We start from the raw sequence: 19,627 nt of genomic DNA on the forward strand, positions 1-19,627 counted from the left end.
GGCCTACGGCCGGACAGCCCCCCAACAAGATCTTCATCGGCCTTCTAGGCGGCTTGCGCGAGTTGGGCGCGGCCGAAGAGCAGGGCGTAGCCCTGCGGGAGCCGGCGCAGGAGCCGGTCGGTGAGGTCGGGTCCGGCCACATGGGCGACGGTGGTGAGGACGGACCCCACGTCCCAGCGGGTGGTGGCCAGGGACGCGCCGGTGCGGGTGGCGATGTCCTTGACGAAGGCCCAGCCGGTGAGGCACTCGTTCTCGGGTGGCTGGGCGGTGAAGATCCTGGCGGCCGGGCGGGGCAGGCAGGCGGCGAGCGCGACCCGCTCCTCTCCGGTCACCTGCCGCCCCAGCGCGCCCAGGACGGTGCGGACGACCTCTTCGGCGCGTTCGCGAGTGGGGTAGACGCCTTCGTAGCGGACGCGTTCGAGCATCTGCCGGTACGACACGGCCGGCCGGGCGGCGGTGGGCTGCGGCAGGGTCTGCATGGACGGAAGGTCCTTTCTCGTGCGCGGTGTTCTGCTGTTGTGCCGTTGTGCGCGCTGGCCGTCCCGCCGGTGGGGGCTCCGGCGGGACGCGGCTCAGCGCGGTCGGGGGCCCGGCGCCGGGGGTCGGGCCGGGTGTGGCGGGGGGCGCCGAAGAGCAGGTCGTAGCCCGGCGGGAGCTGGAGGAGTATCCGCTGGGTCAGGTCGTCGCCAGCCACGTCGGCGGCCACGCTCAGGACGGCGCCGACGTCCCACAGGGCGGTCGTCTCGGTGGCGCCGTCGATCCACGCCGCGGTGGCGCGGACGAACCGCTCGGCGGACAGGGGCTCCGCCGCCTGCAGGGGGTTGAGCAGGATCAGGGCGTAGCCCTCGGGGAGCCGGGCGGCCAGTTCCGTCCGGACGTCTCCGACGAGGTGGGCGCCCAGGAGAGCCAGCACGGTGCGGGCTGCCCGGTCCGCCTCGGCCTGCGTCCGGTACTCGCCGCGCTCCCGTACGTGTTCGAGGAACGCTTCGCGCCGCAGTGTCATCGCTGGGTTTCTCCCTCCCGGTGGGCCTGGCGGCGGAGGGCGGCAAGGAGGGGGATGCCGCCCTTCGCCGACGGCAGGCGAGGCGGGTCACCGGTGACCGGTCACGGCGGGGGTGTCAGCCCTGGATCTCCTTGCGTCCCCCGGCGGTGGTGATGGCCACCTTGCGGGGCTTGGCCCGTTCGGCGATCGGGATGCGCAGGGTGAGGACACCCGCTTCGTAGTCGGCGCTGATGTGTTCGGTGTCGAGGGTGTCGGCCAGCATCACCTGACGGGAGAAGACGCCCTGCGGGCGTTCCGCCAGCTCCATCTGCACCTCGTCACCGGTGGGCGCCGGCCGCCGCTCGGCCTTGACGGTGAGCATGTTGCGCTCGACGTCGATGTCGATCGCGTCCGGCTGCACGCCCGGGATGTCGAAGGCGATGACGTACTGCTCACCGTCACGGAAGGCGTCCATCGGCATGGCCGAGGGCCTTGACCAGGTGCCCGACGGTGCGTCGAGGAGCCGCTGGGTGAGCCGGTCGAGTTCACGGAAGGGATCGGTGCGCATCAGCATCGTGAGAACACCTCCGATTCGCTTCTGCTGTATGCCCATGCGCTGTCGGTTGATTCCGTTGTACCATGTCATCGAATCGATGACAAGCATGAGCGTCATCCATTCGATGACGACCGGAGGGATGGCCATGACCGCTGACGACCGCGTGGACGCCGACGGGCAGGCACCGCCCGCCCGGGCGCTTCCACCGTCGGTTCCCGCCGCGCAGGCCGCCCTTGAGGCGATCACCGCCGCCCTCGCCACGGCCGAGACGCCCGGAGCGCGCGCCGGGGCAGCGGGGCAAGGGGAGGCGTCCCCGGCCGAGCAGGCACTCGCGGCACTGCTGCTGCTCCGGCTGACCAGGGAGCGGCTGGCCGGCTGGGAGACCCGCCTGATCGAGGCGGCACGGCACGCGGGGGCCAGCTGGACGGACCTGGCAGCCCCGCTGGGCGTGGCCAGCCGGCAGGCCGCGGAGCGCCGTTACCTGCGGCTGCGCCCGGGCGCTCCCGGTACCACCGGCGAGCAGCGCGTCCAGGCCACCCGCGACCGGAGGGCGTCCGACCGCAGGGTCGCCGCCTGGGCCCGTGACAACGCCTCGCGCCTGCGCCAGCTCGCCGGGCAGCTCTCAGCGCTCGACGACCTTCCCGACGAGACCCGCACCCTCCTGGGCCGGGCCCTCGGCGACCACGACCCGGCCGCCCTGCTGGCGCCGCTCGCGGACGCCCGCGCGCACCTGGACGGCGGCCACGCGGAACTGCGCGGCCGCCTCGACGCCGTCAGCGAGCACACCGCCGGCCTGCGCCGTCCCCCCGGCGATGCGGAGGGGCCCTGATCCCGACACGGCGCGGCGCGGCGGCCCCACAGGAAAGCGGCGGTCGCCCGGCCTGCGCCGCGGCGCGGACGGACCGCTCCGACACCGCGGAGGGCCTGCCTGCGGGATCAGGGCCGGGATCAGGGCCGGAGTCGGCGCCGGCATCGCCCGCGCGGCCGCCGCGCAAGGCGTGACCCGCGGGGCCGGCGCTCCGGGTTGCCGGGGAGCCCGCGGGAGCACCGCGTACGGCGGCGGCCCACCGCGTGGAGCCGCCGGCGCTCACGTCACTGCCGCGGGAGAACGTGTATGCGTACGGGGAGGGGCGGTGCCAGGATGGGGCGGGGAGGCGAGGTGCCGTGGACGCTCTGGGGCAGTTCCGCCTGGCGGTCGGCGCGTGGGCGGCCGGCGGGCCGGGGGCGGCGGAGGCCGCCGCGGTGGCCAGGGCACGGGCCGGCGGGGTGCGCAGGGTCGTGCTGGTCGAGGGGGACAGCGACCGCGTCGCCCTCGAAACCCTGGCCGCCCGCCACGGCCGGGACCTCGGGGCGGAGGGTGTGGCGGTGGTGCCGCTGGGAGGCGCGACGAGCATCGGGCGCTTCCTCGACGTGTGCGGGCCCGCCGGGCTGGGACTGCCGTTGGCGGGGCTGTGCGACGTCGGTGAGGAGCGGCACTTCCGACGTCACCTGGAACGCGTCGGTCTGGCCTCGCAGCTCGCCCCGTCCGACCTGGAGGACCTCGGATTCCATGTGTGCGTAGCGGACCTTGAGGACGAGCTGATCCGCGCCCTCGGGGCCGACGGCGTGCGGCAGGTGATCGAGGCCCAGGGCGAAGCCCGCCCCTTCCACACCTTCCAGAACCAGCCCGTGCAGCGGGAGTGGCCCGTGGAACGCCAGTTGCGCCGCTTCATGGGCACGCACAGCGGCCGCAAGGCGCAGTACGCACGGGCACTGGTCACCCACCTGGACCTCGGCCGTGTTCCCGGGCCACTGCAGCGGCTCCTCGGATGCGTCTGACGCACCGGACGCCCGCCGGCACGGGAACCGCCCGGACGGCGACCACCCCACGCCGGTCTGCCGGTCTGCCGGTCTGCCGGTCTGCCGGTCTGCCGGTCTGCCGGTCGCGGATACCGCCTGGACGGCGACCCGCCACACCGGGCCGCCGGTCCGCAGGGACAGCCCCCTCGTACGGCCATCCTCAGCTCCGCCCGCCCAGGGGCCGGGCGGACCACAGGCTGAGCGCGACGAGCAGCACCAGGACGGCGGCGAGCAGGATCACGACGGACAGAGGCAGCCCCGCGGCGAGGAGCGCAGCGCCCAGGAACCCGCCGGCGAACATGCCGAGGACGGAGAACGCGCGCCGCGCCCAGGAGCCCTTGCCGTAGCCGAGAGCCGGGTCGCGTCCGAGCGGTGACGCGGCGACCAGGCCGGTGAGGGAGCGGGTGACGAGCGTGGTCGGCATGTCGGGGACGGGCAGCCGGAGCGTCGTGACGTTGCGTACCCCCATGGCCAGCGCCAGGCCGGCGATGACGAGCAGGTGGCGTCCTGTGGGGGTGCCCCCGGCGTCCCCGAGCCCCCAGCCGGTGAGCGCGGCGGCTGCGAGCAGCAGCGCCTCGGTGACGAGCGCGGTGGTGAGCCAGCGCCGCCGGCGCTCCTCCGCACCGGACTCCAGCCGCGCTCCGAGGACGGCGCCGAGGGTGAACGCGGCGAGGGAGACCCCGGAGGCGGCGGGCGGCAGCCCTCCGCGGCCCGCCGCCGTGAACGCGAGGAAGAGGACGTTGCCTGTCTGCATGGCGATGAACACGGGCCCCAGCGCGAGGAAGCTGACGGCTTCGATCGCTCCGGTCGACAGGGTCAGCAGTGTCATGCGCGAGGTCGGCACGGTCGGGGTGTCCTGCGGCATTCTGCTCCTCGGACAGGCGCTTCACCCCCGGCGGCATTGTTCCGCCTTCCACGCGTACGGACGCGGCACCGGTCCGCACCCGGGGCCGCGACCCGCACGACCGGCCCAGTGCGGCAGGTGCCGGCGGGTCCGGACGGCGTAACTCCGGGTGGGACGGGCCCCCGACAGGGGCAGCAGAAATCCGGCCCTCCGAGTCGGCGGCATCGCGTTCCGAGGACGGCACGACCACACGGCCGCACGACACCCTGACACCGCGCCACCGCGCCACCGCGCCACCGCGCCACCGCGCCACCGCGCCACCGGAAGCATCACAACACCGGGAGCATCACGACACCGGGGCGCCGCGACACCGGGGCGCCGCGACACCCGTGCGCCCGGGAGCCGTCCAGGTCCGCTCCACGACTTGCCGCATCTATCGTTTCTCGATAGATTTCCATCGCCTTACGATTGAAGGAGTCGCCATGGGGAAACTCACGCTGTTCGCTCTGCGCGCCGTGATCGCGGTGCTGCTCGCCGGTTCGGTGTTCGGGCAGACCGTCATGGTCGCGCTGCTGGGCGCCGACCTGGACGAGAGCCCGCTGGCCGACCGGAGCATCCCGATCCTCGTCATCACGGTGCTCGGGATCGTGGCGGCTCAGGCTGTCCTCGTGTGCGTGTGGCGACTGGCGGCCATGGTGCGCCGGGGGACGGTGTTCTCGCCGGACGCCTTCCGCTACGTACACGTGGTGATCGGCGCGTTCACCGCGGCCGCGGTCCTGGTGTTCGCGCTCGGAGTGGTCCTGGCGCCCGGTGAGGCCGTCGCGCCGGGCATCGTGCTGCTGCTCGGCGGGGTGTCGCTCGCGGTCTTCGGAGTCGCGCTCGTCGTCCTGGTCCTGCGGATGCTGCTCGCTCAGGCCGTGGCGCGGGACGTCGAGGCGTCCCGGATGCGGGCCGAGCTGGAGGAGGTGATCTGATGCCGATCGTCGTGGACGTCGACGTCATGCTGGCGAAGCGGAAGATGTCCGTGGGCGAGCTGGCCGACCGCGTGGGCATCACCCCGGCCAACCTGGCCGTGCTGAAGAACGGCCGCGCCAAGGCGGTCCGCTTCACCACGCTTGCTGCCCTGTGCGAGGTCCTGGAGTGCCAGCCGGGGGACCTGCTGCGCTGGGAGCCCGACCCTCCGGCCGGTCCCCCGGCGCATCAGCCGGGCCGCCCGCAAGCGGAGTCGGCCGACGGGGTGCGGGCCTGACACGGAGCGAAGGGCAGCCGGAGGTCGGCGGGGCGGTGCGCCCGAGGCGCCGATGGTCGGCTCCCGGCAAGGGACCCGCGCGCGCAAGAGGTGTGAGGCACCGAAGCCGCCACCCCCGCACCGAAGCCGCCGTCTCCACGCCGAAGCCACCGCCCCCGCACCGAAGTCGCCGTCTCCACGCCGAAGCCACCGCCCCCGCACCGAAGTCGCCGCCTCCGTGCCGAAGCCACCGCTCCCGCACCCAAGCCGCCACCCGCGCGCGGCAGTTGCCGCTGAAGTGCACAGCTGCCGGCCCTCCGCCGGCGGGCACAACCGGTCCGCCACCGGTACGCACAAACAGAAAGGGCAAGGAGGTCACCGTCTCCTTGCCACTCTCAACGTATAGCGCAAGGGGGGCCTTGCGGCAAGGCCCCGGCCCTGCCCCAGAATGGCCGACCACGGCCGGAACCCACGGAAATGACCGGTTGGGCGCGTTCCTGCACTGCTCCCGGTGCAGACGGCGCCCACGCAGGTGGGGCGGCCGTTCCGAATCCCCTCGGCGAACGGGCCTTCTGATGATTGACGTGATCGTGGTCGGTGGCGGACCGACCGGCTTGATGCTGGCCGGCGAACTGCGGCTGCACGGTGTGGACGTGGTCGTACTGGAGCGACTGGCGGAGCCGACCGGCGAGTCCCGCGGGCAGGGCCTGCACACGCGCAGCGTGGAGATCATGGATCAGCGCGGACTGCTGGACCGGTTCCTCGCCGTGAGCGAGAAGTTCCAGGTGGGCGGCATCTTCGGCGGCATCATCAAGCCGTGGCCGGACACGCTGGACACGGCCCACCCGTACGGCCTCGCCACTCCGCAGCCGGTGACCGAGCGGCTGCTGACGGAGCGCGCCCTCGAAGTCGGCGCCGACCTCCGGCGCGGCCGGGACGTGGTGGGCGTGCGGCAGGACGAGGACGGGGTGACGGCCGAGCTGGCGGACGGCTCGCAGCTGCGCGCGCGGTACCTCGTCGGGTGCGACGGCGGCCGGAGTGCGGTGCGCAAGCAGCTCGGTGTCGCCTTCCCCGGCGAGCCGTCCAGGGTCGAGACGCTCCTCGGCGAGATGCGGCTGACGGAGGATCCGGAGACCATCGCCGCCATCGTCGAGGAGGTCCACAGGACCCACCGGCGGTACGGGGCCGTCCCGCTCGGCGAAGGGTGGTACCGCGTGATCGTTCCCGCGGAGGGCGTGGCCGAGGACCGCACGGCCCCGCCGACCCTCGACGAGTTCAGGCACCAGCTGCGGACGTACGGGGGCACGGACTTCGGGGCGCAGGAGCCGCGCTGGCTCTCGCGGTTCGGTGACGCCACCCGGCAGGCCGAGCGCTACCGCGTGGGCCGGGTGCTGCTGGCCGGCGACGCGGCCCACATCCACCCGCCGACCGGAGGGCAGGGGCTGAACCTCGGTGTGCAGGACGCGTTCAACCTCGGCTGGAAACTGGCAGCGGCGGTGGACGGCTGGGCCCCCGAAGGGCTCCTGGACAGCTACCACGCCGAACGGCACCCGGTGGGCGCCCGGGTGCTGGAGAACACGCGCGCCCAGATGACCCTGCTGAGCACGGACCCCGGCGCGGTCGCGCTGCGGGGGCTGCTGTCGACGCTGCTGGACATCGAGGAGGCGAACCGCCTCGTGACCGGGATGATCACTGCCGTCGGCGTGCGCTACGACTTCGGCGAGGGACACGACCTGCTCGGCCGGCGGATGCGGGACGTCACGCTGGGACAGGGCAGGTTGTACGAGCGGATGCACGGCGGCCGCGGCATCCTGCTCGACCGGACCGGTCGGCTCTCCGTGGCCGGTTGGGCCGACCGGATCGACCATCTGCCGGACACCGAAGCGGAACTGGACGTGCCCGCCGTGCTGCTGAGGCCGGACGGCCATGTGGCGTGGGTCGGTGACGACCAGGACGAGCTGACCGCTCACCTGCCCACGTGGTTCGGCGCCGCCGCCTGACGGAACGGCCTCCGCGGGGGCCCTGCCCTCCCGCCGCCGCACCCGCCCGCCCGCGATGCCCCCACCCCGGGGGCGCCGCGCTGGGCGCCGCCTCCGGGGAGCGCCGCGCCCTGCGGCCGCATCCGGACGCCGCTCCCGCCCGTCCGCGAGACACCGCGCCGGGCGGCCGCCGGGCCCCGCGTGACTCCCGACCGCCGGCCCGGTTTCCGCGTCCTGCTGCCCGTACGGCCCCGCCAGGCACGCGCCGGCGCCGCACCCGCGGGGCCCTGCGCTTCCGCCACCCGCACCCACCCGCCCGTACGGCCCGGTGTCCCGCACCCACCCGCCGCCCGCACGGTCCCGGAATCCCGCGCCCCCAGCCTGTAGGGTCCCGGAATCCCGCCCCCAGCCCGTACGGCCCGGGGATCACGCGGCCACCCGCTGCCCCGCCCGTACGGGCCCGGCGCCCGGGCGCAGCGAGCGCGCCGGACGGCCGGTCGTGTCACGCGGTTCGCGGCGGGTGCGGCGGGAGGGCGGACAGCAGGGCGGAAAGACCGCGTTCGAAACCGCGGTCGTCGAGGCCGGCGAGGCCGCCGGGTTCGGTCGCGGCGGCGTCGAGGGCGCCGGCCAGGCCGGGGTAGTCCGGGCGGTAGGCCCCGGGGCTGCGGGTGAAGCCCGCGGTGAAGGTCTCCAGGGCGGAGCCGAGGACGAGGTTGTCGAGGGCGGCGGCGGTCTCGGCCGCCTCACCGGGCGTGCAGCCGGCGCGGACCAGGGCGGCCAGCAGCCTGTCGTAGCCGCGGAGCGCACGGTCGGCCTCGACGCGCCGCCGGGCGACGAGCGGGATCACGTTCCAGTGGCGGACGTACACCCGGCGGTAGCCGCGGGCGTAGGCGGCGATGCCGGCGCGCCAGTCGGGGTCGTCGAGCGGTGCGAGGTCGATCTCCTCGTTGATCAGTTCCGAGGCCGCGTCCAGGAGGTCCTCCTTGGACGCCACGTGGTGGTAGAGCGACGCTCCGCGTACCCCAAGGCGGTCGGCGAGGGCGCGCATCCTGAGCGCTTCGGGGCCCTCCTCCCGCAGGAGTTCCAAGGCCGCCCTGGCGATGATCTCGCGGCTCAGCAGTGCCCGACTCGGTCGCCCCACGGCCGCACCCTCCCTCTCGACCGGGTCAGGTTACCGGTCGGGAGGGGTTCACATCCGGCCACCCGGCGGGCTAAGGTCCCGGCCAGCACGATACCTAACAACGTTAGATTTACGGTCCGCCCGGCCCGTCACCGCGCCCTGCCCGCCCGTCAGGGCGCCGTGTCCGGCGGCGGCCGTCCCGCCCGGGCCGGAACGCCCGCCTCCCCGAAGGGCTCCCATGACTGCTCCCCCCTCCCCCGACCGCGACCTGGACGCCGCCCGCCTGAAGGACCTGGGCTACCGCCAGGAGCTGCGCCGCAGCCTCGGCGTGCTCGGCAACGTCTCCATGGGCTTCGCCGTGGTGTCGCCTGTGGTGGCGCTGTACGCGGTGGCCATGGTCGGTACGGTCGTCGCCGGCCCCGCGTGGATCTGGGCGCTGCCGCTGGTCCTGCTCGGTCAGTGCCTCGTGGTGAACGTCTACTCCGAGCTGGCCTCCCAGTGGCCGCTGGCGGGCGGGCCGTACCAGTGGGGACGCCGACTGCTCGGCCCGGCCTTCGGCTGGTTGGGCGGCTGGGTGTGGCAGTTCGCCGTGATGTTCGGCAACACGACGGTGGCCTACCTGGCCGCGCCCTGGGTGTTCGCCCTCACCGGCATCACACCCACGCCCGGTCGGCTGGTGGCCTGCTCGGTCGCCGTGCTGCTCGGCTGCATGCTGGTCAACGCGTACGGGATCAGGGTGCTGCGGCTGTTCGTGTCGCTGGGCATCGCCGCGGAGGCGGTCGCCTCGGTGGTGGTCGGCATCGCGCTGCTGCTGTTCTTCCGCGAGCACGGGTTCGTGCTGTTCACGCGGACCATGGGCGCGGAAGGGCTGTCCGGCGGGTCCGTCGCGATGGCCTTCCTGGCCGCCGTCGCCGTGGCCGGATGGGCCTTCATCGGCTTCGACGCGTGCGTCTCCGCCTCCGAGGAGACGAAGGACGCGGGCCGGCAGGTGCCGCGCGCCATGCGGTGGGCGCTGGTCAGCGTCGGCGCGGTCGTCATCCTCAACGCCCTGGCGGTCGCCCTGGCGCACCCCGAACCCGCGGCGGTCGTCGCCGGTGAGGACCTCGATCCGGTGACCACCGCGGTGGTGCACTCCTTCGGATCGTGGTCCGACAAGCCGTTCGTGGCCGTCGTCCTGGTCGGCTTCCTCGCCTGCGCGATGGCCTCCCAGGGCGGTGCGGCACGCGGCCTGTACTCGCTGGCCCGGGACGGGGTCTTCCCGTTCTCCCGCCACGTGAAGCGGGTCAACCGGCGCAAGGCCCCCATCGGCGGGCTGGTCGCCTCCACGCTCGTGAGCTGCGCGGGGCTGCTGCTGGGGCTGGACGCCACGGCGATCGGCAGCCTCATCGCCTTCGGTACGGCCGCCACCTTCCTGCCGTTCTTCCTCGTGTCGCTGGCCGCGCTCGTCGCCCGCCTGCGCGGGACGTGGGTGCCGGCCGGGCACATCCGGCAGGGCCGGCGCGGCACGTTCCTGAACGTGCTGGCCGTGGTGTGGACCGGCTTCGAGGTGGTCAACGTCTGCTGGCCCAGGGCCATCCTCACCGCGCCGGGCGCGCCCTGGTACCAGGTGTGGGCCGGTCTGCTGGGGACGGCAGCGACGCTGGTCGTCGGTGTCGGCTACCTGCTGGCGGCCCGCCCGCACGACAGGTTGCGGGCCGCGGACGCCGCGCGCCACGCGGGCGCCGCGGACGGGCGCGGCGCGGCCGAGCCTGCGCCCAGCCGCGCCTGACACCGCACGGACGGGCCCGCTCCGCCCCCCTTCGCGGGCGGCGCGGGCCACGCCGCTCGGACGCGTCCGAGCCGCGTGCCGTCAGGGGGCGGGCGGGCGGCGGAAGAGCGCCGTCCAGAGGAACGGCTCGCCGAAGTACGGTGATGCGGGCGGCTCCTGGCTCATGCGGCGCAGGTCGACTTCGGTGAGGTCGCCGAAGACGTGGCGCAGCGACTCCGCGGTGTAGGCGAGGCCGCCGCGGGGCGCCCCGCCCCGGTAGACGTCGGCGTCGTCGACCTCCCAGCCCATGCCGCCGGCCGCGAAGCAGCTGAGGGAGAAGAGGCCCCCGGGGGCGAGGACGCGGTCGAGCAGGGCGAGGTAGCCGACCCTGCGGTGGGGAGGCAGGTGGTGGAAGCAGCCCGAGTCGTGGACGAGGTCGTACGGGCCCTGGAGGGGGCCGCCGGGCCGGGTGAGGGTGAAGGCGTCGCCGTGGTGGAAGCGGACGGCGGCGCCGGCGCCGCGGCCGCGCTCCTCAGCCCAGGCGAGTGCCTCACGCGAGAGGTCCACCGCGTCCGTGTCGTAGCCGAGCGAGGCGAGGTACAGGGCGTTGCGGCCGGGCCCGCAGCCGAGGTCCAGGGCGCGGCCCGGGGCGAGGAGCCCTGCGGCGGCGTGGTCGGCCAGGCTCCTGTCCGGTTTCGCGGCGAAGAACGGCACCGGTGCGTCGCGGTCCTGGTAGAAGGCGTCCCACCAGTCGGCGGCGGCCGGGGTCGAGCGATCCGCCTCGGGGCCGACCAGCGTGTCGAGCAGGGCCATGACATCGTCGTATGTGCGGATACTCCGGTCCATCCGGGTCCCCCTTTCACACCTCCTGTGATCTTACGCGGTTGGGGGTAAACGTGCTGGTCAGAGCGGGTGCGGCGGGGGGCTGTACGGCCCTGCGGCGCGGCCGCGGCAGGCCGGTGCCCCGTACCCGCGGGAGGTGGCGGAAGGGGCGCGCACGGTCCCTTCAGCGGCGCGCAGGGGGGCACGGAGGCGCACGCCGGAGTGGCTTTCCGGTCCGTTCGGCAGCGGGAGTAGGCGTGCAGCCGCCCGACGGTCGTGAAGCCCCGGCGCGCGTACCAGTGGCGCGGGCCGGTCGGCCGCGTCGGCCGTCAGGAACCGGGTGGTGGAGCCCGCGTCCGCGGCCTGGCGCAGCGCCGTGCCGAGGACCGCGGCCGCGTGGCCGCGGCGGCGGTGCGCCCGGTCGGTGACGAGGTCCTCGATCTGCGCCACACCGGCCGCCGGGTCGAGGTACAGGTCGGCCCAGGCGGCCGCGTCTCCCCGGGTGTCGGCGAGGCGAGGAAGCGCACCGCGGGAGCGCCGCGCAGACGGGCCGCGCGGCGCTCGACGAGGTCCCGGACGACATCGTCGCCGACGGCCGGGAGGTCGGCGCGCCAGACCCGGGCGAGCGGTTCCCGGAGGACGTCGAGCGGCACCCCCTCCGCTCCGCCGCCGGCCGGGACGGGGCCGGTGTGCCGCATGGCGAGGTAGGTGGCGGCGAAGGCACCGGGGAGGTCGGCGGTGCGCTCCGCCGCCCGGCGGGCGAAGGCGGTGAGGAAGGCGGTGCTCCGCCGCAGGTCGTTGTCCGGCATGGGGAGAGCCTTGGCCGACGGATGGCGCTCCGCAAGGGGTCTGCGCCTCTTCCGGGGGTGCGGCCCGGCGCCTGCCGGGAGGACCGTGTCGTCTCGCCGCCGGGGTCGTTGCACAACCCAGCCGCAAGCGGCTTTTTCCCATGATGAACGCCATGAAGGAGTGGAAACCATGACCGCACGCCGTACGGGACGTCTGGCCGCCGTGTGTGCCGGGGTGGCCGGTGTGGGGATGGCGGCGGCCGCGCCCGCCGTCGCCGACGCCCACACGCCGACCGCGGTGGGAGCGCCGGTGGTGAGCAACCTCAACAGCACGGGGCCGCTCGGCGGGCTCACCGGGGACGGGAAGGGCGAGCAGGCGCAGCAGGACGGCGGCGCCAAGGCCGCGGGGCTGCCGGTCGCGGGCGGCCTGCTGGGCGGACTGCCCCTCGGCGGCTGACCGGGTCCTGGCCTGGCGCACGGGAGCGGGGGCGGCGATCGGGCCGCTCCCGCTCCCGTGTGCGCGTCTTCCGGACGATCTTCCGCCGCGGCGGCACCGAGGCGGCCGGGCGTCCCCCTCGGTGCCGCCGTCGCCGGCCCTGGCGGCGCCCCCGGCCGCCCGGACGGTCGGAGCGCCTTTCCCGCAGGTCAAAGCAGGGCGGGCGGGCCGTCCCCCCGGTCCGGCCCGGCTGCGAAGGGGAGGGGCAGGGGTTTCCCCTCTTTGCGGGAGTGGCCGCCTCGGGCTTCACTTTCGGTCACCCCCCACAGGAGCACCATCGTCCTCGCACCGTCCGGTGGCGCTCCTCCAGGGGGCGCCGCGGGCAGCCCATCCGGCGGCGAACGGGTGAATCGGCGGGGTGGGAGACCTCCTCGCCGTGACGGGGGCCGCGCTCGGCGGTTGGGCAAGGGGACCCGCCGGCAGGGTCCCCGACACGGAGGAAAGCAGAATGATCAAGAAGGCTCTCGCCACGGCCGGTCTGGCCGCGGCGGTCCTGGGCGCCTCGGCGCCCCTCGCGACCGCCGTGGGGGACGACCGGGTGAGCACGCAGAACGGCAACTTCTCCACGCAGTCCTACGGCAACACGGGGTCCGTAGGGGCGGACGCATCCGAGGGGCCGGCGAGGACGCTGGAGCGGGGGGAGGGCCTTCTGCGGGCGCTGCGGTGAGGAGGGCCGCGCGGGCGGCCGGCAGGTGACGTAGGGGATGGCACGCCGCAGGGGGTGTGCCGTAGGACGTCACGGCCGGCAGGGTTCGCGCGGTTTCCGCGGGCGCCGACGTCGGGCCCCGGCTTCCCGAGTGGGAGGCCGGGGCCTTTCGCGTGAACGTGGGGCGCCGCGGCGCGTCGCGCGGCGGTTCCACCATCGAAGCTGTGACGGGATGGGCCTGCGGGGCAACCGGTTCCGTGTGAGCGTCATCTTCCCTGTGTGGCGGCCCGCCGGGGCCGCCCTTCCCGGGCCAGGGTGCATGGAGACAGCAATGGTGGACCTCTCGATCGTCGTTCCGTGCTTCAACGAGAGCGAGGTGATCGACTCCTTCCACACGGCCATGCTGGACGCGCTGCGGCCCACGCGGCTCTCGTTCGAGGTGTGCTACGTCGACGACGGCAGCGCCGACGGGACGGTGGAGCGGCTGCGGGCGCTGGCGCGGACCGACCCGCGGGTGCGGTACACGTCGTTCAGCCGCAACTTCGGCAAGGAAGCCGCGCTGCTGGCGGGCATGCGGATGGCCCGCGGCGGTGCGGTGGTCCTGATGGACGCCGACCTGCAGCACCCCCCGGAGCTGGTGCCGCGCATGGTGGAGCTGCACCGCCAGGGCTTCGACCAGGTGATCGCGCGGCGCGACCGGTCGGGTGAGGGCGCGGTGCGCAAGGCGTTCAGCCGGGCGTACTACCGGCTGGTGCGCCGGTTCATGGAGGTGGAGATCGCGGACGGCGCCGGGGACTTCCGGCTGCTGTCGCGGCGGGCGGTGGACGCGCTGCTGTCCCTGCCGGAGAGCAACCGGTTCTCGAAGGGCCTGTTCTCCTGGATCGGCTTCGAGACGGTGAGCTTCCCGTACGAGAACGTGGAGCGGGCAGCGGGCGCCTCCAAGTGGGGTGGCAGGCGGCTGCTGAACTACGGCATCGACGGGCTGCTGTCCTTCAACAGCCGGCCGCTGCGCCTGGCGATCCACACGGGTCTGTGGCTGTTCGTCTCCGCGCTGCTGTACGCCCTGTGGATCGTGGCGAACGCGCTGGTCAGCGGTGTGGACACGCCGGGATACGCGACACTGATCACCGCCATAGTGGGTCTCGCGGGGGTGCAGCTGGCGACGCTGGGCGTGATCGGCGAGTACGTGGGGCGGATCTACCACGAGGTGAAGGGCCGCCCCCACTACGTGGTGCGGGAGACGGAACGCGGCGACGCGCCGGACGCCGCGGCGGTCGGGGCCGGGGACCGGGCCGCCCAGCACGCGGGCCGCCCGTCCTGAACCCCGGCCCGGGAACCGGCGGGCGAACCGGGTGCGCGGGTCCCGGCTCTCCGCCCCGCACCGCCCCGCACCGCCGCCGCGCGGTGGTCGCGGTGGTCGCGTGGTCGCGGTGGTCGCGTGGTCGCGGTGCCGGCCGGCGCGACGGCCCCGTCACCGGCGTCATGCCGGGGCCGTACTGGTGCCGGGGCCGATGCCGTGCCGTGTGGGGCCGGTCACTTCGGGAAGGGCGCGCCCTGCGTGATGTCGTCCACGCGGTAGTAGTCGGCGATGCACTGCGCCGCCACTTGTGCGCCCGTTCCGGCCGAAGGGCTCCAGCATGCGGCCGACGCGGTTGGGCCGGTACGGGAGGGTGGTGGCGCCGGCGGCGGCCTGCTCCCGCAGCCACCGGTCCTGCCGGTCCCAGCGGTCGGCCCGGGTTTCCATGGCGGAGCCCAGCCGCAGCAGCGGCGGGTACAGCGAGACGACCGCGGTCGCCGTGAGCGCGGCGGCGGCCACCGCGACGACGGCCGTGCGCACGGCGGGGCGCCGCCCCTCGGCCGGGCGCAGGGCACGCCCGAGGAAGGCGCCGGCGGCGACGAGCAGCAGGATGTAGAGGAGCAGGTAGTCGTTCCAGGTCCGCTCGGTGGTGATGAGGGAGTCGCCGAACGCCGGGTACGTGATGACGGCGCACAGGTAGCCGGTGACCAGGAACGTCAGGAAGCCGAGGCCCAGGACCGGCAGGGGGCGCAGCGGCAGCAGGGCCGTGCCGGGGCCTGGCCGGCGGCGGGCGAGCAGACCGAGCACGACACCCGCGGCGAGCGCACCGAGGTACTGCCAGGTGGTGAAGACGGTTTCCAGGATGAGGACGTACTGGCGCAGGGCGCCGATCAGCGAGTCGGGCGCCAGCATGGAGACGGTCTCGGCGTCGTAGCGCTCACGGCGGTTGCGGGAACCGGGCGACGTCATCAGGACGAGCGTGCCGGCGGCGATGCCGGCCATCCCGGCGAGGGACCAGATCCTCGCGTGGCGGCGGGCGCCCGGGACGAACACCCAGCGGGCGCACACGACCGCGGCCCCGAGCACGACGAGGGCGACGACCGACGCCTCCTCCGACAGCGTGCCCATGAAGGCCCCCGCCAGGAAGACGGCGGCCACGGCGGCCTTCCTGCCCCGCGGCGTGCGGGCGGACAGCAGAGGAAGCGCGGCGGCGCAGGCCAGCACCGGGGCGAGGGTGTGGGAGACGGACGCGGCGGGCCAGTAGAACGTCTTGTACGTGTTGGTCGTCGCGAAGAGGAACAGGGCGGTCACCACGGAGGCGGTGGCCAAGGCGGTGCCGGGAGGCGTCCGCCGGCGGGTGCGGCGCAGGACCAAGGCGAGGAACGCCCACAGCACGAGGAGGATGACGACCCCGCTGACCACGCCGTACCACTGGTGGCCCGCCACGGGGAACTTCGTGTAGAGGCCGACGAGGACGCCGTTGGCGAGCCGGCCGTTGTCGACGGAGTAGAACTTGTCGACGAGGCCGAGGACGCCGTGGTCGCGGACATGCGGGATGAAGCACCACTCGTCGGCGGAGGGCCGCACGTGGCGGCCGAGCCAGGAGGCGAGGGCGAGCAGCGCCAGGCCCGGAAGGGCGAGCAGCGGCACCCAGCGGGTGAACCGGCCGCCGGGTCCTGCGGCCGGGTCCGGGGGTGCGTCCGCGGGACCGCCCGCGGGGTCGGTGTCGCTGACGCGGGATGCGCCGACGGCCATGCTCACCACTGCCTTTCGCAGAGAGGTCCTTGATCCGAAACCCTAAGAGGCGGGTTCGCGCGCCGCCGTTCCCCAGTGATGACCACGTCACATCCCTACCATCGGGAAACACCATGAACCCGGACGAAATGGGCACCCATCACGTAATCGGTGCAGGATGGGACGAGAGCGAGGGACCCGGGGGCGGGTACGGCGACGCGCGAGCGACTTGGGGACGGTTTGCACATGACCAGAGATCCGGCCGCCACTGCGGCCTCCGGCAGGACGTCGACCAGCGCGGTCTTCGGCGCGCCGTGCTGGGTGAGCCTGATGACCCGGGACCTGCGCGCGGCGCACGACTTCTACGGCGCCGTGCTGGGCTGGGAGTTCCGCCCCGCCCGGCTCGGGGAGGAGTTCAGCGTCGCGCTGTCGGGCGGCAAGCCGATCGCGGGCATGGGGGCCCTGGCGTCGGCCTTCCACGTGGCGGTGGCGTGGACGCCGTACTTCGCGGTGCAGGACGCGGACGCGACGGCGGCGCGGATCCGGGAGCGCAGCGGGACGGTGGCGGTGGGGCCGGTGGCGTTCGTGCTGGGGCGCGGCGCCCTGGCGGCGGACCGGGACGGCGCGGTCTTCGGGATCTGGGAAGGCGAGCTCCCGGCGGGCTGGGAGATGTGGCGGGCGGTGGCCCCGGCGTGGGTGCGCCTGCACACGCGCGACGCCTTCGAGGCGGCGATCTTCTACGGGGAGGTGCTGGAGTGGGCGTGCGGCAGGCCCGGCTGCTGCGAGGTGGAGTACGAGGGTGACGAGGTGGTGCTGCGCAGCGGCGGGCACGCGGTGGCGCGGCTCAGCTCGGGCGCGCTGGAGCAGGCGCCGGACCCGGCGATCCGGCCCCGCTGGCAGGTGCACTTCCCGGTGTCCGACGTGGAGGCGCGGGTGACGGCGGCGCTCCAGCACGGCGGCACGGTGATCGCCCACGAGCCCGGCGTGCAGGCGACGCTGCGGGACCCGGACGGGGGCATCTTCACCCTGACGGCGCCGGGCTCGGCCGAGCCCCGGCCGGCGTAGCGCGCCCGCCGGAGCCGGCCTGCCGCCCGGAGGCGCGCCCGGCCCCGGAGGCGCGCCCGGCCCTGGAGTGCGCCCGCCGCCGGACGGGGCTGCACCGGGTTGCGGGGCGGCCACCGGGTTCCGTCGCTGCCGGGGAAAAGGGGTGGAGGCCGCGCGGGCGCGGATGAGAGCGTGGCCCCATGAGCATGATCGACGACGTCACTGCCCTGGCCGCCGCCCACGGCCTGCACCTGTCCCCGAAGGACACCGCGGTGAACGAGGCGGGGTTGGACTACCGCGTCGTCATGGCCTCCGACGCGACCGGCCGCAGGTGGGTGCTGCGCGTACCGCGCCGCCCCGACGTCTCCGAGGGCATGGCCGCCGAGATGCGCATCCTCGACCTGGTCGCGCCCGTCCTGGCCGAGGCCGGCGTCGCGGTCCCCGACTGGCAGATCCGCTCCCCCGAGCTGATCGCCTACCCGGCGCTGCCGGGCGCCCCGGGCCTTACCCTCACCGATGCGGGGAAGCCCGAGTGGCACATGGACCCTGCCAGCCCGGACTACGCCGAGCGCCTGGGCCGCCTGCTGGCCCGTCTGCACTCCGTCACCCCGGAGCAGGCCGCGGCCGCGGGCGTGGAGGTCCGCAGCCCCGCCCGGGTACGTGAGGCGTGGCGGGACGACATCGCCCGCTTGAGCGAGGCCTTCACCGTCTCCCCCGCTTTCACCGCGGCGTGGCAGGCGTGGCTCGACGACGACACGTGCTGGCCCGAGCGGACCGTGATGACCCACGGCGAGATCTATCCCGCGCACGTGCTGCTCGCCGAGGACGGCACGATCACCGGGGTCCTCGACTGGACCACCGCCCGCGTGGACGACCCCGCCCGTGACCTGTCCGCCCAGTACGGCGCCGGGGGCGAGGAGATGCTGCAGGCCACCCTCACGGCGTACGAGCAGGCCGGCGGACGCACACACCCCGGCCTGGCGGTCCAGGCGAAGCACCTGTGGCACGCCTTCCCGGTCGGGTACGCGCTCTACGCGCTGACCACCGGCGCGGAGACCGACCTGGCCACGGCGGCGGGGATGCTGAACCCCGAGGAGTGAGGGCCCGCCGGGGCGGACGGCGCGCTTTCCCGATGCGGGGAGGCGCGCCGTTCTCGTTCCGGCACATCCGTGGAGGCGCGGCAGGGCGGTCACGCGCGCCCCGGTGCCACCGGCCGGCCGGTCATGGCGGGCCGGTGGGCGGTGAGCACACGGGGCAGCCGTCGGAGGCGGTCCCGGTGGGGCGCCGAGCGCCTTTCGGTGCCGTGACCGGTCGGTGCCGTGACCGGTCGGTGCCGTCCGGAGCGGCGGCGGTCAGGGCCTTGGGCGGGTGGCTCCGTCACGTGTCGCGGCCGCGCCCACCGCCCCGGCCCGGCCCGAGTGGTGGTGAGCGTCGCTGGGGGGAGTGTCCGTGCTCTGGTGTCAGCCGCGGTACGCCCTGTGCGGCGTCCGCAGGCGGAAGGAGTCGCCGCCCGCCCGTGCTGGAGGCTACCTGTCCGGCTCGGCCGGCAGGGCCAGCTCCGCGGCGATGCGGGCGTGCTCTATCGCGTCCTCCAGCGAGCGCGACAACGACGCGGCTTCGTGCACGGCCGGGTCCGGCTGCGCCGTGGTGGAGGACGCCTCGCCGGCGGAGGCCAGCAGGTTCAGATAGGCGTCGTTGGCCTCCTGGAGTGCCTGTACCTGTGCGTGCTGCTCGGCGAGCCTGTCGAGGGATCTGACGCTTTCTGCGTACTGCTCAAGTGCCTCGACGCGCTTTTCGATGGCGGCGCGGCCGGCATGGAGCGCGGCGGCCTGCGTCTCCAGCACGGCGTCCACGGCACCGCCGGCGCTGCTGCTCTTCGCTTCGCGATGACGTACGGTCAGCTCACTCAGGCTGCGCAGGTCCTTGGCGATCTTCCAGAGGCGGTGGGGCAACTCGACCTCGTTGCGTGCGCGGTCGACGGCCCCGTCCCGGTGAGCGGCCGAGGCGAAAACGGTGTCCACGGCGCTCGCTGCGCGCATGAGCAGCGTGCCCGCATCCGCTTCCAGGTCGGACGGGCGAACGCACTGGTGGCGATGGTTCCGGGCGGTGCCGACGGGGTCCGTCGTCTTTTCCTCTTGTCGTGCCATCCAGCGCACCCCGACGATGACCGTGGCGATCACCAGGCACACGACGGCGAACCGTGTCGCCGGTCCGATGAGCAGGACCCCGAGGAGGAACAGCACGACCGTGCACCCGTTGAGGCAGCCCGACCCCTGCTGCGTCTCCCCGGCTGCCTCACCGCCGGTCGGTCGACGAGCTGCGGACGCCGGAGCCCGGGTGAGCTGCTTCCGGATGCGTTCGGGCAGCTCCGGGTCGCATACCGCCCGGTCGCCCATGGCGATGTCCCTGTCCTCCACGAATCCCCCCACGCAGCGGCCACTTCGGCAGCACAATGTATCCGCCGACGCGACGGGTTCGGGTTGCGGGTGGGTGCCCGGCCCGCTG

19 protein-coding genes and 1 pseudogene are annotated in these 19,627 nt (G+C 74.6%); 11 read left to right on the top strand and 9 right to left on the bottom strand.

The genetic code is table 11. The features are described from left to right. Window positions 1-44 precede the first annotated feature (44 nt). The 3 genes and pseudogenes from L6E17_RS28270 to L6E17_RS28280 form a co-directional block, all read right to left on the bottom strand. Complete coding sequence (locus L6E17_RS28270) at window positions 45-479, bottom strand: DUF2267 domain-containing protein (RefSeq protein ID WP_236243491.1); 435 nt, start codon at window positions 477-479, stop codon at window positions 45-47. Window positions 480-610: 131 nt separating this feature from the next. After that, a pseudogene (locus L6E17_RS28275) lies at window positions 611-1,003 on the bottom strand (DUF2267 domain-containing protein); the annotation flags it as partial. 115 nt (window positions 1,004-1,118) lie between these two features. Beyond that, on the bottom strand, window positions 1,119-1,556 hold the full coding sequence (locus L6E17_RS28280) for an Hsp20/alpha crystallin family protein (protein ID WP_236243492.1): 438 nt from the start codon (window positions 1,554-1,556) through the stop codon (window positions 1,119-1,121). Window positions 1,557-1,683: 127 nt separating this feature from the next. Here L6E17_RS28280 and L6E17_RS28285 point away from each other — a divergent pair, with 127 nt between their 5' ends. Continuing rightward, the gene (locus tag L6E17_RS28285) at window positions 1,684-2,367 is read left to right on the top strand and encodes a type III effector protein (protein WP_374109171.1); all 684 of its coding nucleotides are present in this window, start codon (window positions 1,684-1,686) and stop codon (window positions 2,365-2,367) included. A gap of 335 nt (window positions 2,368-2,702) precedes the next feature. Further along, window positions 2,703-3,356 carry a TOPRIM nucleotidyl transferase/hydrolase domain-containing protein gene (locus L6E17_RS28290; protein WP_236243494.1) on the top strand — a complete coding sequence of 218 codons (654 nt, stop codon included), beginning with the start codon at window positions 2,703-2,705 and terminating at the stop codon, window positions 3,354-3,356. Between the two features lie 181 nt (window positions 3,357-3,537). Here L6E17_RS28290 and L6E17_RS28295 read toward each other — a convergent pair whose 3' ends face one another. Continuing rightward, the gene (locus tag L6E17_RS28295) at window positions 3,538-4,242 is read right to left on the bottom strand and encodes a YoaK family protein (RefSeq protein ID WP_236243495.1); all 705 of its coding nucleotides are present in this window, start codon (window positions 4,240-4,242) and stop codon (window positions 3,538-3,540) included. Window positions 4,243-4,703: 461 nt separating this feature from the next. Here L6E17_RS28295 and L6E17_RS28300 point away from each other — a divergent pair, with 461 nt between their 5' ends. The 3 genes from L6E17_RS28300 to rox all read left to right on the top strand — a co-directional run bounded on the left by L6E17_RS28300 (window position 4,704) and on the right by rox (window position 7,449). Next, complete coding sequence (locus tag L6E17_RS28300; RefSeq protein WP_236243496.1) at window positions 4,704-5,195, top strand: DUF2975 domain-containing protein; 492 nt, start codon at window positions 4,704-4,706, stop codon at window positions 5,193-5,195. Next, a complete protein-coding gene (locus tag L6E17_RS28305) occupies window positions 5,195-5,470 on the top strand; it encodes a helix-turn-helix transcriptional regulator (protein ID WP_236243497.1) in 276 nt (91 codons plus the stop codon). Before L6E17_RS28300 ends, L6E17_RS28305 begins: the two co-directional genes overlap by 1 nt. Before the next feature lie 554 nt (window positions 5,471-6,024). Next, the gene (rox, locus tag L6E17_RS28310; RefSeq protein ID WP_236243498.1) at window positions 6,025-7,449 is read left to right on the top strand and encodes a rifampin monooxygenase; all 1,425 of its coding nucleotides are present in this window, start codon (window positions 6,025-6,027) and stop codon (window positions 7,447-7,449) included. 481 nt (window positions 7,450-7,930) lie between these two features. On the opposite strand, the gene L6E17_RS28315 is transcribed toward rox, so the two are convergent. Then, entirely contained in the window at window positions 7,931-8,569 is a 639-nt protein-coding gene (locus tag L6E17_RS28315; RefSeq protein WP_236243499.1) for a TetR/AcrR family transcriptional regulator, read from the bottom strand. Window positions 8,570-8,786: 217 nt separating this feature from the next. Here L6E17_RS28315 and L6E17_RS28320 point away from each other — a divergent pair, with 217 nt between their 5' ends. Further along, a complete protein-coding gene (locus L6E17_RS28320) occupies window positions 8,787-10,316 on the top strand; it encodes an APC family permease (protein WP_236243500.1) in 1,530 nt (509 codons plus the stop codon). 81 nt (window positions 10,317-10,397) lie between these two features. Here the strand turns inward: L6E17_RS28320 and L6E17_RS28325 are convergent, their stop codons facing one another. Continuing rightward, the gene (locus tag L6E17_RS28325) at window positions 10,398-11,141 is read right to left on the bottom strand and encodes a class I SAM-dependent methyltransferase (protein ID WP_236243501.1); all 744 of its coding nucleotides are present in this window, start codon (window positions 11,139-11,141) and stop codon (window positions 10,398-10,400) included. Between the two features lie 57 nt (window positions 11,142-11,198). Beyond that, a complete protein-coding gene (locus tag L6E17_RS31715; RefSeq protein WP_374109170.1) occupies window positions 11,199-12,080 on the bottom strand; it encodes a GNAT family N-acetyltransferase in 882 nt (293 codons plus the stop codon). A 15-nt stretch (window positions 12,081-12,095) separates the two neighbouring features. Here L6E17_RS31715 and L6E17_RS28335 point away from each other — a divergent pair, with 15 nt between their 5' ends. From L6E17_RS28335 to L6E17_RS28345, 3 genes are all read left to right on the top strand, one after another. Then, a complete protein-coding gene (locus L6E17_RS28335; RefSeq protein ID WP_236243503.1) occupies window positions 12,096-12,362 on the top strand; it encodes a hypothetical protein in 267 nt (88 codons plus the stop codon). A 487-nt stretch (window positions 12,363-12,849) separates the two neighbouring features. Continuing rightward, window positions 12,850-13,068 carry a hypothetical protein gene (locus L6E17_RS28340; RefSeq protein WP_236243504.1) on the top strand — a complete coding sequence of 73 codons (219 nt, stop codon included), beginning with the start codon at window positions 12,850-12,852 and terminating at the stop codon, window positions 13,066-13,068. Between the two features lie 310 nt (window positions 13,069-13,378). Continuing rightward, window positions 13,379-14,368, top strand: coding sequence for a glycosyltransferase family 2 protein (locus L6E17_RS28345; RefSeq protein WP_268985739.1), 990 nt, complete (start codon window positions 13,379-13,381; stop codon window positions 14,366-14,368). A gap of 159 nt (window positions 14,369-14,527) precedes the next feature. On the opposite strand, the gene L6E17_RS28350 is transcribed toward L6E17_RS28345, so the two are convergent. After that, window positions 14,528-16,099, bottom strand: coding sequence for a DUF6056 family protein (locus L6E17_RS28350; protein WP_236243505.1), 1,572 nt, complete (start codon window positions 16,097-16,099; stop codon window positions 14,528-14,530). Between the two features lie 225 nt (window positions 16,100-16,324). Here L6E17_RS28350 and L6E17_RS28355 point away from each other — a divergent pair, with 225 nt between their 5' ends. Beyond that, complete coding sequence (locus L6E17_RS28355; RefSeq protein ID WP_236243506.1) at window positions 16,325-17,143, top strand: VOC family protein; 819 nt, start codon at window positions 16,325-16,327, stop codon at window positions 17,141-17,143. 179 nt (window positions 17,144-17,322) lie between these two features. Continuing rightward, window positions 17,323-18,222, top strand: coding sequence for a macrolide 2'-phosphotransferase (locus tag L6E17_RS28360; protein WP_236243507.1), 900 nt, complete (start codon window positions 17,323-17,325; stop codon window positions 18,220-18,222). Between the two features lie 426 nt (window positions 18,223-18,648). On the opposite strand, the gene L6E17_RS28365 is transcribed toward L6E17_RS28360, so the two are convergent. Then, complete coding sequence (locus tag L6E17_RS28365; protein ID WP_236243508.1) at window positions 18,649-19,539, bottom strand: hypothetical protein; 891 nt, start codon at window positions 19,537-19,539, stop codon at window positions 18,649-18,651. Window positions 19,540-19,627 lie beyond the last annotated feature (88 nt).

It is taken from the genome of Streptomyces sp. CC228A, assembly GCF_021390935.1.
In the GTDB taxonomy this organism is placed as follows: Bacteria; Actinomycetota; Actinomycetes; order Streptomycetales; family Streptomycetaceae; genus Streptomyces.

Bases quoted from the DNA above. Each gene is read 5' to 3' on its own strand.
- L6E17_RS28270 (WP_236243491.1), bottom strand. From the start codon at position 479: ATGCAGACCCTGCCGCAGCCCACCGCCGCCCGGCCGGCCGTGTCGTAC.
- L6E17_RS28280 (WP_236243492.1), bottom strand. From the start codon at position 1,556: ATGCTGATGCGCACCGATCCCTTCCGTGAACTCGACCGGCTCACCCAG.
- L6E17_RS28285 (WP_374109171.1), top strand. From the start codon at position 1,684: ATGACCGCTGACGACCGCGTGGACGCCGACGGGCAGGCACCGCCCGCC.
- L6E17_RS28295 (WP_236243495.1), bottom strand. From the start codon at position 4,242: ATGCCGCAGGACACCCCGACCGTGCCGACCTCGCGCATGACACTGCTG.
- L6E17_RS28300 (WP_236243496.1), top strand. From the start codon at position 4,704: ATGGGGAAACTCACGCTGTTCGCTCTGCGCGCCGTGATCGCGGTGCTG.
- L6E17_RS28305 (WP_236243497.1), top strand. From the start codon at position 5,195: ATGCCGATCGTCGTGGACGTCGACGTCATGCTGGCGAAGCGGAAGATG.
- rox (WP_236243498.1), top strand. From the start codon at position 6,025: ATGATTGACGTGATCGTGGTCGGTGGCGGACCGACCGGCTTGATGCTG.
- L6E17_RS28320 (WP_236243500.1), top strand. From the start codon at position 8,787: ATGACTGCTCCCCCCTCCCCCGACCGCGACCTGGACGCCGCCCGCCTG.
- L6E17_RS28325 (WP_236243501.1), bottom strand. From the start codon at position 11,141: ATGGACCGGAGTATCCGCACATACGACGATGTCATGGCCCTGCTCGAC.
- L6E17_RS31715 (WP_374109170.1), bottom strand. From the start codon at position 12,080: ATGGCGTTCATCATGGGAAAAAGCCGCTTGCGGCTGGGTTGTGCAACG.
- L6E17_RS28335 (WP_236243503.1), top strand. From the start codon at position 12,096: ATGACCGCACGCCGTACGGGACGTCTGGCCGCCGTGTGTGCCGGGGTG.
- L6E17_RS28340 (WP_236243504.1), top strand. From the start codon at position 12,850: ATGATCAAGAAGGCTCTCGCCACGGCCGGTCTGGCCGCGGCGGTCCTG.
- L6E17_RS28345 (WP_268985739.1), top strand. From the start codon at position 13,379: ATGGTGGACCTCTCGATCGTCGTTCCGTGCTTCAACGAGAGCGAGGTG.
- L6E17_RS28350 (WP_236243505.1), bottom strand. From the start codon at position 16,099: ATGGCCGTCGGCGCATCCCGCGTCAGCGACACCGACCCCGCGGGCGGT.
- L6E17_RS28355 (WP_236243506.1), top strand. From the start codon at position 16,325: ATGACCAGAGATCCGGCCGCCACTGCGGCCTCCGGCAGGACGTCGACC.
- L6E17_RS28360 (WP_236243507.1), top strand. From the start codon at position 17,323: ATGAGCATGATCGACGACGTCACTGCCCTGGCCGCCGCCCACGGCCTG.